The organism is Mesorhizobium sp. Pch-S (assembly GCF_004136315.1).
Classification (GTDB): domain Bacteria; phylum Pseudomonadota; class Alphaproteobacteria; order Rhizobiales; family Rhizobiaceae; genus Mesorhizobium.
The window spans coordinates 585488-599414 of record NZ_CP029562.1 but is presented as its reverse complement, the minus strand read 5'-3'; the positions used below and the strand labels follow the sequence as shown (position 1 = coordinate 599414).

The following is a 13927-nucleotide window of genomic DNA, read 5'->3' as shown; positions in this document are numbered from 1 at the left end:
CCATGTTCGATACGAAATTTACTGTCGTGCTGAGAGAGGATCTTGCCGTATGGCAGAAGCTCAACGTCACTGCATTCCTCAGCACCGGGATCGCTGCTCAGTTTCCGGACATGATCGGTGAACCTTATCGCGACCGCACTGGCAATCTCTACAACGCGCTTTCGATACAGCCGGTCATCGTGTTGTCGGCGGATCAGGCGACCTTGTCCACGATCCATCGCCGCTCATTGGAAAGGGACGTGCAGGTGTCGCTCTATGTCGAGGAGATGTTCTCGACCGGTTTCGATGCGCTCAACCGCGAGACCTTTGCCAAGTTCGCACCGGACGATGCCAGGGTCGTCGGCATTGCACTGCGTGCCGACAAGAAGATCGTCGACAAGATCACCAAGGGCGCGCGCATGCACGCGTGATCGACGAAATCGTCCGTGGCAGTCTCCGAGGCGCAAAATTCCAAGGCGGATGACATCTTTTGTGTTGCCGCTTTACGCCTCTTCCCGCACAAGCGGGCAAGATCATTTTCAAGACGCCTGCCACCGTGAACCAGCCAGACAGACAGGATGAGAGCGCGACGCCGCCCGCGGCGATCGCCTACATGCTGTCCGTCTATGTGGTGTTCTCCTTCCTCGACACGTCGATCAAGTATCTGGTGCTTGCCGGCCTGGCGCCACTGTTCATCGCCTGGGTTCGTTTCAGCGTCCATGTCGTGCTGGTGATGGGACTGTTCCGGGCGTGGCAAGGCATCGGGCGGTTCCGGGCTGTGAACCTCAAGGCTCACATCCTGCGCGGCATGCTTCTGGCGGGTTCCACCCTTTGCAACATCGTCGCGCTGCGCACGCTGCAATTGGCCGAGACGACATCGATCTATTTCTTTGGCCCGATGGTGATTACCGCCCTGGCAGGACCATTGCTTGGCGAATGGGCCGGCTGGCGGCGCTGGCTGGCGATCCTGGCCGGTTTCATCGGCGTGCTGGTGATCACCCGTCCGGGTGTCGGCGTGTTCGGCGTCGGCCATCTGTTCGCACTCGGCTCGATGCTCTCCAACTCGCTGTACGTGATCATGACGCGGCGCATGGCTGGGACCGAGACGCCGGAAAGCCTGATTTTCTATTCGGCGCTGGCGCCGGCTGTCATCCTTTCGCCGACGCTGTTCTTTTCCATCACCCTGCCAGCGGATGCCTGGCATTGGACGATCCTGCTCCTGCTCGGTGTCTTTGGTGGCTGCGGTCACTGGCTGCTGATCCGCGCCTACAAGCTGGCGACCGCGACGGCGCTGGCGCCATATCCGTATTCGCAGATGATCTGGATGATCGGTTTCGGCTTCTTCATCTTCGGCCAGTTTCCCGACGGCTGGACGCTTGCAGGTGCTGCCATCATCGTTGCCAGCGGGCTTTACATCCTGCATCGCGAACACCGGCTGCGCGTCCATCACAAGGCCGCTCTGGACGCCGAAACCGGCGAGCTGGCAAAAAAGCTTTGATTTGCCGTCGTTCGATGGCATAAGCCGCTTTTAAACAGTTTAAATCGCGAGCGGGAGCCCAGAGCGCTGGCACAGAAGATCAAGCTTTCGACCATTGCCGATGCGCTCGGCGTCTCCACGGCCACTGTTTCCCTGGCGCTGCGCGACAGCCCGCTGGTGGCGGGTTCGACCCGCGAGAAGATCAAGGAACATGCCCGCGAAATCGGCTACATCTACAATCGCCGTGCTGCCTCGTTGCGAACCTCGCGTTCCGGCATTGTCGGCGTTGTCGTGCATGACATCATGAACCCGTTCTATGCCGAGATCCTGCGCTCCATCGAACACGAACTGGATCGCAGCCGGCAGACCTTCCTGCTCTCCAATCACTACGACCAGCTCGACAAGCAGCGCACTTTCATCGACACGCTGCTGCAGCTCGGCGCTGATGGCGTGATCATGTCGCCAGCCATCGACACGCCGGCTTCCGACATCATCATGGCAGAAGAAAACGGCTTGCCGGCGGTATTGATCGCGCGCGATGTCGATGGCGCGCATGTGCCGGTGTTCCGCGGCGATGATGCCTATGGCACGGCGCTTGCCACCAATCACCTGATCTCGCTCGGCCACAAGCGTATCGCCATGGTTGGCGGCACCGACCAGACCTCCACGGGCCGCGACCGCTATCAGGGCTATGTCAATGCCATGGAGGCTGCAGGTCTTGAAGTGATGCCGTCCTGGCGCGTTCCGGGACCGCGCACCAAGCAGGGCGGCTTCGAAGCCGCGGCGCAGTTCCTGGCGCTGAAGGACAAGCCGACCGCCGCCTGCTGCTGGAACGATCTCGTTGCCATTGGACTGATGAACGGCATTGCGCGAGCCGGCCTCGTGCCGGGCGTTGATATTTCCGTGACGGGCTATGACGATCTCGAGGAAGCGCAGATCGCTACGCCGGCGCTGACCACAGTCTGGAACGGCCAGCGTGAAGTCGGCCGCCGGGCCGCCAGCGCGCTGCTGGACAAGTTGAACGGACAAACCGTGCGCCCTTCGCAGGAACTCATCAAGCCTGAGCTGCATGTGCGCCAGTCGACCGGACGTCCGGTGGAGCGCCGCTGAAGCGACAGCGTCGCTTTGTCAGCCGTGCAAGCTCTCCTCATTACGTGAGCACTCCAACCGTTTGCGGTCACGCGTCGGCCGCAGACGGCTGCCTGCCCCAACGGTATGGAAATCCTGCTGTGTGCCCTTGATGCCGCACTGCAACATCTCATCGCGAAAACTTGACTGTTTTTGTAGCCTTCAAACTTGACTCGTTTGGTTAAGTTATTTAGGCGCGCTTCAGAGGGCCGCGAGAGGGCATGCCGGCTCCGCAATCTGGGGGTGTAAATGCAGAAGCTTGTCGTGGTGTCGTTGCTGTCTTCCTCGATCCTGGCTGGACCGGCCCTTGCGCAGACTGCGCAGGATGCGCAAAAACCGGCTTCCAACAACGCGACGACGCTCGACAAGATCATCATCACCGGGCGCGACGACCGCTCGATCTCGAGCGTTGCGCAGTCGGTGCAGGTCATCGACCAGAATGCCATCGGAACGGCGGTGGGGCAGGGGGAAAATGCCTCGGACCTGATCGCGCGCCTGGTGCCGGGCTACGCGCCGCGCAATGAAACGATCTCGGGCGCCTCTGAAACCTTCCGTGGTCGCAGCGTGTTGATCATGGTCGACGGCGTGCCGCGCAACACGCCGCTGCGCGATGTGTCTCGCATCCTCGCCACCATCGACCTCGACACGGTCGAGCGCGTGGAAATCATCAATGGCGCCTCCAGCCTCTACGGCGCCGGCGCCACCGGCGGCACCATCAACTTCATCACCAAGCGCGGCACCAGCGATACACCGAAAGTCACGGTGCGTACCGGTGTCACCGCCTTCACCGAGAACTTCGGCAAGTCGGCAGCGCCCAGCGGCAACGTCCAGGTCGAAGGCCGTAGCGGCGACTTCGACTATTTTGCATCCGCATCGGGCAATTTCAGCCGCCGCACCTATGATGGTCACGGCAACGAGATGGCCTCGGATGCCATGCTGGGGCAGGGCGGTGGCGATCGCACCGGCTGGGGCGATCTCTCCGGCGTGATTGGCTACGAGAACGGCTCCAAGCGCATTGAACTCAGCGCCGACTGGACCTATGCGCGGCAGAAGGCTGACTGGTTCACGGATTATCTGAGCAACCCGGTCAAGCCGAACTTCTCCGACGCCTACACCGGCGAGCCACTCATCGAGGATTCCAAATATCTCGCTGCCAAGTTCACCGACAGCGATTTCCTGTTCGGCAAGCTCGAAGTGAAGGCGTTCTACAACGACATCTTCAAGCAGTCGCCCTTCACCAAATTCTCCCGGGTCAACTCGCAGGTCTATCTTCCGACCAACCCGGCGCGACCGACCCTTTTGCCGATCAACCGCGACCCAACGGCGTCCTTCAACCAGACGGCCTTGGATGTGCAGCGCTCGGGTCTCAACGTCACCGTCAACACACCGGTCGACTTCATCACTCAGGGCAGCACGCTGACCTGGGGCTTCGACTTCACCCATGACCAAACAGGCCAGACCCTCCTGAACGGCCAGGATGCCATTGCCCCGTCGTCGCAGAATTCCGTCGCTGCCTTTGCCCAGGCGGAAGTGCCGGTCACCGATCGCTTCCGTCTGCAGGGCGGCGTGCGCTTCGACCAGTTCTATCTCGATGTCGATAACTTCAAGCGGCCGGCCGCTGCGGTTCTGGTCGGCTCAAATCTCGTCGGACTGCCCGCGATCGACGTCATCGGCGGATCCTTCGACTACAACGCCGCCACGTTCAATGCCGGCGCGGTCTTCGACATTACCCAGGAACTGCAGGCCTTCGGCAATTTCTCGCAGGGCTTCAGTCTCACCGATATCGGCGGTTTCACCCGCCGCGCCGGTCTCAACACCAATGCCGAGACCTGTGATGCCTATGGCACCAGCATCCGGCCGCTTCTGCCCTGCACCAATGCGCCGGACTATCGCATCAGCTATGCCGACATCGCGCCGGAGCCACAGGTGGTCAACACCTGGGAGGGCGGTCTTCGCGGTGACTGGGGCAATGTGCGGGGTGGTGCCAGCGCTTACCTGTCGACCTCCGACAACGGTGTCAACTACGACATCGCTGCCAACCGCGTTTCGCAGCAGAAGGAGCGCATCTGGGGCTTCGAGGCCAACGCCGAATACGACATCAACGAGATGTTCACGCTGGGCGGCTCGGTCGGTTACGTCGAAGGCAAGTACGACGCCAATCGGGACGGCAAGATTGGCTCGAACGAATATCTGCCGAACAATCGCATCCCCACCACCTACAAGGGTCTGGCCTACGTCGTAACGCATTTCGACAACAACCTGACGCTGCGCACGGAACTGGAGATGTTCTCCGGTCGCGATCGCATCGCGAGCCAGGAACTGGATGGCGCGGTTCTGGCCAACATCGGCGTGACCAAGAAATTCGCCGGTGGTCAGGAACTCAACTTCGCCGTGCGCAACATCTTCGACACCTACTACGTCAACCCGACTGCGTCCGCGACGCGTGGTGCCGACGTGCCGGGTCTTGGCCGCACCATTGCGGCGTCCTTCAAGGTCACCTTCTAGGGAGTGGCGGCATGAGCGCAGCGGAATTCCCAAAAATCCAGGAAAACCGCTCGCGGCTCAGGCTTTTCGCCGTGCTCGGCGGCCTCTATCTGGCGCAAGGCATCCCGACCTACCTGTTCGCGGCGGCAATACCGCCGATCCTGCGCGAACAGGGCGTGTCACGAACGGCCATCGGCATGCTGTCGCTTCTGATGCTGCCGCTGGTGCTCAAGTTCCTGTGGGCGCCGTTGATCGACCGCTATCGTCCCTTCGCGCGCGCGCATCGCGCCAGCTGGGTCATCATCACCCAGCTCGGCATCATCGCGGCACTGTTCGGCATGCTGGCTGTCGAACCCACAGACGTCTGGGCGATCTTTGCCGTCGGCTTCTTCGTCGCCATGCTCCTGTCGACGCAGGATATCGCCACCGACGGCTATGCCGCGAAATATCTCGACCCGGCCGACCGGCCGATCGGCAATGCCATCCAGGGCGGTGCGGTGGCGCTCGGCGTCGTCATCGGCGGGACGCTGGGGCTGATCCTGTATCATCGCTACGGCTGGGACGTTACGATTGTCACGATCGCGGTGCTGTCGTTCATTCCTTTGGTCGCCGCGCTCGCCATGCGCGAGACCGATCCGGCGGCCGAAAATCAGGCGGCTCTGACAAGACCGTCCATCCGCAACTTCCTGGCGCGGCCGGAAGCGCGGCGGATCCTGTGGATCGCGCTGGTCTACCGCGCCAGTGAAGGCCTGGTGAAATCGATGGAAGGCGCCTATCTCGTCGATGCCGGTGTCCCGCTCGACTGGATCGGCTATCTCTCAGGCGGCGCCGCCGTCACCGTCGGTCTCGGCGGTTCCTTCGTCGCGGCGCTGCTGCTGCGCAGATATGGCTCGGCATCCGTGCTGGCGCTGCTTGGCGGCCTGCGCACCGTCTGCTTTGCCATCTTCATGCTGCATGCCTTCGCGCTGTTCTCCGATGCCGCGCCGATCTTCGGCGCGTCCTTCCTGCAGACGATGGTGCGCTACATGGAGATCGTCGCGCTCTACAGCCTGTTCATGTCGGTGACCTCGTCGCAGCAGCCTGGCACCGATTTCACCATCCTCTCCTGTGCCCAGCTCATCGTCTATCTGGTGGGGTCGATGGTTGCCGGCCGTCTCGCAGACATGATGGGCTACGGTCCGCTGTTCGCGCTGGCAACGGCAATCTCCGGCATCGCCGTGATCATGACCTATGGCATGCTGCGCAGCGCCGCTGCGGCCGAACGTCCGGCGGAGGCTATTTCATGAACGCGCGCGGGTCGGTGTCGTCATCCCTGCGTGCCGCCGCGCCTGTCGAGTGCGGCAGCAATCGCGGCGGCGGCAAGCGCCAGGCCCGCGCAGCCCAACAGCGGCAGCTCTGCTGCCAGCTGGAAAGCGAAACCGCCCATCAGGGCGCCGGCCGTCTGGCCAATGATATGGGCGCTCGACAGCCAGCCGGCGGCGGCACCCTGTTCATGAGTGTCCACACGTCGTGCAAGCCAGGCAGTGTACGCTGGCGTCGCCAGCGCCGTGCCGAAGCCCGTTGCCGCCAGTGCCAGGGCACCGACGCCATAGTTGCTGGCAATCGCGAGGCCGGCCATACCGGCCACAACCAGTGCGGTTCCGGCAAGGATGCCGCTGCGCTCACTCCAGCGCAGCCTGGGCAGCACAAGCGTCTGCACCACGATCATGGCAACGGCCACCAGCGCGAGCGCAACGCCGGTCGCAGCCGTCGCCTGGGCGGCGTCGAGGCCGATCTTCGACTGCAGCAGTGGGCCGAGCATGATCTGCACCTGTCCAAAACCGGCGGTCATGCAGGCGCCGATCAGCAGGAAGGGCAGGATCCGCTTGTCGAATGGCGAGAGCCTGGTGGTGCCGACCTTTGCAAGGGCCTCGGCCTTCGCCGTGCCCTTGGGCGTCAGCCACAGCATCAGTGGCGCCAGCATGAACAGCGCCACGGTGAGCGGTGCAGCGATCGCGGCGGCCGCGCCAGCCACCGAACCCGCAAGCCGGCCGAAGTTGAGACCGGCACTCAAAAACCCGAAGGCCGCCTGCCGTCGACCTGCTTCGACCGTACCTGCAAGCCATGCCTGGGCCGCGGGCATCACGCCGGCGGCGGCAAAGCCGTAGATCAGCCGCGAGAGGATCAGCCCGACCAATGCGATGGCATAAGCAGTTGGCCCGGCCGACAGCTGAACCACCAGCAGTGCCTGCGCAGCCAGCATCGCCAGCCCAAGCAGGCGGATCATGCTGCCGTGGCCGATCCGGCTGCTGGCACTGCCCCACAGCGGCGCGCCGACCAGGAAGGCGAGCGTGCCCGCGGCCACGGCCAGGCCGAGGTCGAGTGTGGTCAGCCCGAGCCGAGCCATCACCAATGGCACCAGCACGATAAAGGCCGATTGACCGAAGCCGATCGACATGACGCCGAGCGCCAGGCGCCGCGTCAGCTTTGTTTCTTCGAGAGGAGGAATGGAGGTCATCGCAGATGTGGCAAGGTTATTCGGAAGACGCCACCGTTCAATTTCACAATAAATATGTAATTGCAACTGCTGAGAGTTAAAACAATGGATGCCATTACTTATGTAGATGACAGAAGTAATACTGCACCATCTGTCGATAGATTATTAAATGCTCTTATTCGGGAGTGGAGTGGATGCCGTTTCGATCTCGCTGAACGCTTTGGTATTCCACAAGGAGACAAAGACGTTCTTGTCCTTGATTTGCCAACGACAGGCGCGGTTGTTGTCGCACCGCTGCGTCATCGGTCTCGCGTCGGCTATCACGGTTTCGAAGGCCGGATGTGGCTGCTGACCGACGGCGGGACCATAGAGATCGAACTCTTCGATGTTCTGGCCATGCTGTTGCGTGAGCCGGATATTCGTGGCCGTTCCAGCAGCGCCAGCAGGCTGAACCTGCAGAGGCGGTCGGCCGCCAGCGTCGCGGCGGTCGCCCAAACTGTCGCAACACGAGGGGCTACGCGACCGTTTGCCGATGGCGTGCCGGACTTCATCGAGGCGGAGAGCGCATTGCGTTTCGGTCACGCCGTCCATCCCACGCCGATGAGCCGCGATGAGTTTTCCGAGGAAGATTCGCGTCGCTTCGGTCACGAGTATGGCTGTGCTTTCCAATTGCGCTGGTGGGCAGTGCATCCGGAAGTCTTCGCCTATGGCAGCGTTGAACCGCATGATGTCGTTGAAATGGTGCCGGCCCTCGCCGGAGACGACGTCGCATCCCTTTTGGAGAAGGCCGGAGCTTCGCGGCTTTTTCCCATGCACCCCTGGCAGGCCTCGCGGCTGATGCTGGTGCCGGCCGTGCAGAGTCTCTTCGCCGCCGGCCTCGTGCGAGATCTCGGACTGGGCGGACCTTTATGGCGCGCGACCACGTCGCTGCGCACCATCCATTCTGCGGACAGCACCTGGATGCTGAAATTCTCGCTTGACCTCAAGCTGACCAATTCGCGTCGGATCATCGAGCGGCACGAATGCGACCGCGGACTTTCGGTGCACAGCCTGGTCAAGGGTACATTGGGCGACAGGCTGAGGGGCATCTGCCCGACGCTGACTGTGCTCGGCGAACCGGCATGGATGGCATTGCGCGATGGGCCGGGTGGGACCGTGCTCACCAGCACCATCGTGTCCTTCCGCGAGAACCCGTTCCAGCGCGACAATGCGCCCAAGGCAGCCGTACTGGGCGCCCTGTGCGAGCGCCACCCGGGACAGGCGGAAAGCCATCTTTCCGATCTCGTCCGGTTTGTTGCCAAGCAGGAAGGTCTGGAGCCGTCCGTGGTTGCGGAATGCTGGTTCGAACGGTTTCTCGATACGGCGATCGAACCTTTCTTCCTTGCCTTCTCGGAATTCGGACTGCTGTTTGGCGCGCATCAGCAGAATCTCGTCGTCGGGTTGAACGATGGCTGGCCCAGCCATCTCTATTTCCGCGACTGCCAGGGCACTGGCTATGTCCAGGAATTCCTGCCGATGCTGCGCGAGCACCTGCCCGCCGCCGGCGGCAAGGGCGATCATGTCTTCGATGCGGAAGCCGCTGCCCGGCTGTTCGGCTACTACCTCGTCATCAACGGAGTGTTTGCGGTCGTTTCGGCGCTCGCCGATGCCGGACTATCGAGTGAGGACGCCTTGCTCGCCCGCTTTCGCCTGCTGCTGGAGCGGCTCGCTGCGCGTGGACCCGGCAACCCGGCCTGCCTCGACTATCTGCTCAATTCGCCCACGCTCGGCAGCAAGGGCAATTTCCTGTTTTCGCTGAGGAACACCAACGAGAACACCGAGGTGACCGACCCGCTCGCCGGCTACGTTCCGATGTCAAACCCGCTTTTCACGAGGAAGCCCGCATGAACATCCAGCTGAGAGAAAAACCCGACCGAGCCGATGGCATTCTTGCCGTCAGCAAGCATTTCCTGGCCTCTGACGATGGCACGTTCGAAGTCCGCTATGACGGCAGCAGGCTGACCCTGGCGTGTCCAACTGGTGTCCGGGTCGCGCAGGCGGCACTGATCCGGCACCAGGGGGAACTGTTGCTTGATGATGTTGTCTTCGAAGCCGGCAGGCAGGACCAGCCGCAAATGCTTGCAGCACTTGCCGACGCGGTCTTCACCCGTTTTCCGGACGCCGGGCAGATCCTGCTGCCGCCGGTAGAAGAGACCTGGCCGGTGATCGGCTGGCGACGGCGCGTGCGGCGGAGCCTGTGGCGGGCAAGTCGCGCACGGTGCTCAAGCGTTCCGTGCTGCGGCAGCTGCCTCTGCTCTGGCGCAAGCAGGCGTCGCACCTGACCTATCCTGCCATCGAGACCTCGATCGGCCCGGCCGATCGGCTGCCGCCGCTGCGTTCGCCGCGTCCCAATGGCGTCATGTACGAGCGGTGGCTGCCCGACCTCGATCTAACGCTGTCGTTCCGGCCGATCGATCGGCGAAACGACCTCGATCTTTTCCATGAATGGATGAATGACGGGCGCGTCTCCTTCTTCTGGGAACTGGCGCAGAGCCGGGAGGAGCTGGACGGCTATCTCGCCGCGCAGGAACAGGATCCACACATCTTCGGTGTCATCGCTAGCCTGGACGGCGAGCCGAGCGGCTATCTCGAGTTCTACTGGGGCAAGGAAGACCGCCTCGGGCCTTACTATGAGCCGACCGACTATGACCGTGGCTGGCACGGGCTGATCGGCAACAAGCGGCATCTCGGCAGGCCGAAGACATTGGCGCTGTTCCGCTCGGTGACTCACTACCTGTTTCTCGATGATCCCCGCACGCACCGCATCGTCGGCGAGCCCCGCGCATCGAACCACAAGATGCTGAGCTATTGCGCGGATGCCGCCTATGACAAGGTCAAGGAATTCGACTTCCCGCACAAGCGTGCGATGTTCGTCTGCTGCCAGCGCGAGCGCTTCTTCAGCGAGGTGCCGCTGTGAGCGGGTACAGCACATCACTCGGCCCTTTGCCCAAGGGGCGAGCCGTCACCGGCGAGCTCTGGCGTCGTGCCAACCAGGCCATCCTGGCGCGCGCCATCTCGGAACTGATCTATGAGGAGGTGCTTCCAGTCCGGCCGCTGAATGCGGCTGGCCGGTATTGGGAAGTGCCGCTCGGCGACGATGTTGCCTATCGTTTCGAAGCCGAGCGCCGCATCTGGGGTCAGTTGTCGATCGCCCCGGAAACGCTGACGCGTGTCACGGCCGTCGATAGCCGGTCGGCAGAAGATGCCGTGGCGTTCTTCGTTGACGCGCGTGCCACGCTTGAAATCTCCGCGCCCACGTTGAGCACCTATGCCAGGGAACTGTACAGCACGCTGATGGCGGATGTGCGCATCCTTGCCGAGCGCCAGGCATTCACGGCCTTCGACCTTGCCAGGTTGCCGGATCTTGACCTGCAGCGTCTGCTCGACGGCCACCCGAAGGCTCCGGCGAACAAAGGCCGCATCGGCTGGGGGCTTGAGGCTTTCGAGACCTATTCACCCGAGTTCGTGTCCGAGTTCCAGCTGTTCTGGGTTGCTGCGGAGCGCACGCATCTGCGTTTTTCGATCGATCCCAGGATAGCCGAAGACACTTTGCTCGACGCTGCCCTCAACCGGACCGAACGAGTTCGGCTCGAAGCTGCTCGTGATGCAGCGGGCGCCTCTGCGGAGGCGCATCTGCTTGTGCCTGTCCATCCCTGGCAATGGCAGGCTATGCTTGCTGCGACTTATGCCGGCGAGATCGCTGCAGGACGCATCGTGCCGCTCGGCCGGTTCGGCGACTACTTCGCCGCTCAGCAATCCTTGCGCACCCTGGCGAATGTCTCGCGGCCCGAGGCGTTGCATGTCAAGCTGCCGCTCACCGTGCTCAACACCTCGGCCTGGCGTGGCGTGCCCGGCAAATATATGGACATCGGCCCGCTGCTGTCGCGCTGGCTGGCCGACGTTGCGGCTGCAGACCCGGTGCTGAAGCCGGCTGTTGTCCTCGGCGAAGTGGCGGGTGCCTTCTATCCGCACCCTCAATTCGAGCGTATCGAAGACGTGCCGTACCAGCACCTGGAAATGCTGGGCGCGATCTGGCGCGAGAGTCCGCTCCAGAATCTGCCAAAGGGCAGGCGGCCGATGATGATGGGCGCACTGACGCAGACCGATGCGCAGGGGCGTCCAGTGATCAGCGCCTTGATCGAGCTTTCGGGTCTCGGCCACGAGGTCTGGCTGCAGCGCCTGTTCTCCAGCGTCTTCGTGCCGCTCTATCACTTCCTTTGCCGCTACGGCGTCGGCTTCATTGCCCACGGCCAGAACATCACCATCATCTTTGAGGGTGATGTTCCCGTCGGCGTCGCGGTCAAGGATTTCCAGGGCGATCTCGACCTGGTCGACGCCGATTTCCCGGAACTGGCCTCGCTCGACCCGGCCGTTCGCGCGACGCTGAAACGACGCCCGCCGGCGCATCTGCTGCAGCATCTGCAGACCGGCCACATCGCCAGCGTGCTGCGCTTCGTTTCGGCTGCGCTGGCCGATTTCGACGGGCTGGATGAGGCGGTGTTCTACCGTGTGCTCGCGGATTGCATCGTTTCCTACCAGGCACGGCATCCGGAACTGGCGGAGCGTTTCCGCCTGTTCGATCTGCTCCAGCCGAAAATGCCGCGCATCGCCATCAACAAGGTGCGTTTTGCCATCGGCTACGGCGATGCCGGCGAGCGGCCTGTCCCCGCGCTCGGCACCGAACTCGACAATCCATTGTATCTCGGCCTGACCATCGGCCGGGGAAAAGCGGCCTGATCAACAACGGAGCTGTCCATGACATCCCCAGTCCTCGACCTCGCAGGGATCGGTGTCGGTCCCTTTCACCTGAGCCTCGCTGCACATCTCGACGCGATCCCTTCCGCCGATGTGTGCTTCTTCGACGACAAACCGGCCTTCGACTGGCATCCAGGCATGATGCTGGAAGGCGTGGAATTGCAGACGTCCTTCATGAAGGATCTGGTGACGGCGACGCTGCCGACCAGCCCCTGGAGTTTTGCCAGTTATCTGGTTTCGCAGAAGCGGTTCTATGAATTCCTCAATGCCGATTTCGACGCGATTCCGCGACGCGAGTTCGCTCGCTATCTCTCCTGGGTCGCTTCCGGTCTCGACAATCTCCGCTTCTGGAAATCCGTGCGCGAGGTCCGCTTCGAGGAGGGGACTTTCCGTGTTCGCTTCGATGACGAAACGCGGCTGGCGCGCACTCTGTCGCTCGGCGTCGGGTTGAAGCCGAACGTCCCGAACTGGGCGCAGGCGGCGCTGGGCGAAACCTGCTTCCACACCAGCCAGGCGGCCTACCGGCTGGGTGGATTGGACGGACGCCGTATCGTCGTCATTGGCGGAGGCCAGAGCGGCGCCGAGATCATGCAGCATCTGCTGTCGCAGCCGGAAGCGGCGGATCAGTCCATTGCCTGGATCAGCCGTCGGCAGAATTTCCAGACGCTGGACGATTCTCCCTTCACCGACGAGTTCTTCACGCCGCAATATGTCGAACGGTTCCATGCGCTGCCGCGTTCGCGCAAGCTGCCGACCGTGGCTCAGCAGAAGCTGGCGGGCGACGGCATTTCGGCTTCGACGCTGCGCGCCATCTACCAGAAGAGCTATGCGCTGCGTCACCTTTCGGGCCAGGAGCACGATCTTGCCTTCCTGCCGCATCGCGAAGTTCTCGACCTTCGGCACGAAGGCGGCGAGTTCCGCCTCGTGATGCGCAACGGCTTTGACGGCAGCGTGGAGATGGTGAGCGCTGACGCTGTCGTGCTCGCCACCGGCTATGTTTTCACGGTGCCGGAATTCCTGGCGCCGCTCGGTGAGCGCCTCGATCTCGATGAGCGTGGCCTCTACCAGCTGCGCGAGGATTTCTCGGTGGAATGGGATGGGCCCGACGCCGCGCGCATCTTCGCGCTCAATGCCGGTCGCCACAGCCATGGGATTGCCGAGCCGCAGCTAAGTCTGATGGCATGGCGCAGCGCTGTCATCGTCAATGCCTTGCTGGGCCGCGAGCATTTCGATCTCGCTCTTCGGCCGTCGGCAGTGAAATGGGTAAACGATTCTGCGGACGCTTTGTCCCAGATGGCGCAGGGCTCCGCTCTCTAGGACGCAGCAACTGCATGAGTGCTCGCCGCCACAGGCGGCCTGAATGGATTGAACAAGCGCTTGCCCCGCAAGCGCTTGTTTTATTTTGATTTTATCGAATGGCGTCCGAGGTGGAAGAGCGCAGACCTTCCGCTAGTGCATGTGTGCTAATGGCCGCCGTACTCCTCAAAAGGCTAGATCGCGCCGTTGCGGTTTGAGCGTGGTCGTCGAGCGGGCGGGCTTTGACGGTCATGCTTCGTTGTTCGGCGACGAACGCTTTGCACTTAATGAGG

The 13927-nt window shown here is 62.6% G+C and carries 11 protein-coding genes; 10 read left to right on the top strand and 1 reads right to left on the bottom strand.

The window, feature by feature from the left end; translation table 11 throughout:
* Window positions 1–2 precede the first annotated feature (2 nt).
* From C1M53_RS02820 to C1M53_RS02800, 5 genes are all read left to right on the top strand, one after another.
* Window positions 3–410 (top strand): DUF2000 family protein, encoded by a 408-nt coding sequence (locus tag C1M53_RS02820; RefSeq protein WP_129410853.1) that lies wholly within the window; start codon window positions 3–5, stop codon window positions 408–410.
* Between the two features lie 182 nt (window positions 411–592).
* Window positions 593–1477, top strand: a complete 885-nt coding sequence (locus C1M53_RS02815; RefSeq protein WP_129415990.1) for a DMT family transporter — start codon at window positions 593–595, stop codon at window positions 1475–1477.
* Between the two features lie 66 nt (window positions 1478–1543).
* The gene (locus C1M53_RS02810; RefSeq protein ID WP_129410852.1) at window positions 1544–2566 is read left to right on the top strand and encodes a LacI family DNA-binding transcriptional regulator; all 1023 of its coding nucleotides are present in this window, start codon (window positions 1544–1546) and stop codon (window positions 2564–2566) included.
* Between the two features lie 267 nt (window positions 2567–2833).
* A complete protein-coding gene (locus C1M53_RS02805; RefSeq protein ID WP_129410851.1) occupies window positions 2834–5089 on the top strand; it encodes a TonB-dependent receptor in 2256 nt (751 codons plus the stop codon).
* A gap of 11 nt (window positions 5090–5100) precedes the next feature.
* Entirely contained in the window at window positions 5101–6354 is a 1254-nt protein-coding gene (locus C1M53_RS02800; RefSeq protein ID WP_129410850.1) for an MFS transporter, read from the top strand.
* 20 nt (window positions 6355–6374) lie between these two features.
* Here C1M53_RS02800 and C1M53_RS02795 read toward each other — a convergent pair whose 3' ends face one another.
* Entirely contained in the window at window positions 6375–7565 is a 1191-nt protein-coding gene (locus tag C1M53_RS02795; RefSeq protein ID WP_129410849.1) for an MFS transporter, read from the bottom strand.
* A gap of 84 nt (window positions 7566–7649) precedes the next feature.
* On the opposite strand from C1M53_RS02795, the gene C1M53_RS02790 reads away from it, so the two are divergent.
* Genes C1M53_RS02790 through C1M53_RS02775 form a run of 5 tightly spaced genes read left to right on the top strand, consistent with a single transcriptional unit; the run spans window position 7650 to window position 13655 of the window.
* Window positions 7650–9431 carry an IucA/IucC family protein gene (locus C1M53_RS02790; protein WP_165358027.1) on the top strand — a complete coding sequence of 594 codons (1782 nt, stop codon included), beginning with the start codon at window positions 7650–7652 and terminating at the stop codon, window positions 9429–9431.
* Window positions 9428–9865, top strand: coding sequence for a hypothetical protein (locus tag C1M53_RS31975; RefSeq protein WP_245488423.1), 438 nt, complete (start codon window positions 9428–9430; stop codon window positions 9863–9865). The genes C1M53_RS02790 and C1M53_RS31975 overlap by 4 nt, the downstream gene beginning before the upstream one ends.
* Entirely contained in the window at window positions 9802–10500 is a 699-nt protein-coding gene (locus C1M53_RS02785; RefSeq protein ID WP_245488422.1) for a GNAT family N-acetyltransferase, read from the top strand. Before C1M53_RS31975 ends, C1M53_RS02785 begins: the two co-directional genes overlap by 64 nt.
* Window positions 10497–12320, top strand: a complete 1824-nt coding sequence (locus C1M53_RS02780; RefSeq protein WP_129410848.1) for an IucA/IucC family siderophore biosynthesis protein — start codon at window positions 10497–10499, stop codon at window positions 12318–12320. The genes C1M53_RS02785 and C1M53_RS02780 overlap by 4 nt, the downstream gene beginning before the upstream one ends.
* An 18-nt stretch (window positions 12321–12338) precedes the next feature.
* Window positions 12339–13655, top strand: a complete 1317-nt coding sequence (locus C1M53_RS02775) for a SidA/IucD/PvdA family monooxygenase (protein WP_129410847.1) — start codon at window positions 12339–12341, stop codon at window positions 13653–13655.
* The last annotated feature ends 272 nt before the right edge of the window (window positions 13656–13927 follow it).

What these genes read in the sequence shown, in the direction of transcription:
- C1M53_RS02820 (WP_129410853.1), top strand. Translation starts at nt 3, where the DNA reads ATGTTCGATACGAAATTTACTGTCGTGCTGAGAGAGGATCTTGCCGTA.
- C1M53_RS02815 (WP_129415990.1), top strand. Translation starts at nt 593, where the DNA reads ATGCTGTCCGTCTATGTGGTGTTCTCCTTCCTCGACACGTCGATCAAG.
- C1M53_RS02805 (WP_129410851.1), top strand. Translation starts at nt 2,834, where the DNA reads ATGCAGAAGCTTGTCGTGGTGTCGTTGCTGTCTTCCTCGATCCTGGCT.
- C1M53_RS02800 (WP_129410850.1), top strand. Translation starts at nt 5,101, where the DNA reads ATGAGCGCAGCGGAATTCCCAAAAATCCAGGAAAACCGCTCGCGGCTC.
- C1M53_RS02795 (WP_129410849.1), bottom strand. Translation starts at nt 7,565, where the DNA reads ATGACCTCCATTCCTCCTCTCGAAGAAACAAAGCTGACGCGGCGCCTG.
- C1M53_RS02790 (WP_165358027.1), top strand. Translation starts at nt 7,650, where the DNA reads ATGGATGCCATTACTTATGTAGATGACAGAAGTAATACTGCACCATCT.
- C1M53_RS31975 (WP_245488423.1), top strand. Translation starts at nt 9,428, where the DNA reads ATGAACATCCAGCTGAGAGAAAAACCCGACCGAGCCGATGGCATTCTT.
- C1M53_RS02775 (WP_129410847.1), top strand. Translation starts at nt 12,339, where the DNA reads ATGACATCCCCAGTCCTCGACCTCGCAGGGATCGGTGTCGGTCCCTTT.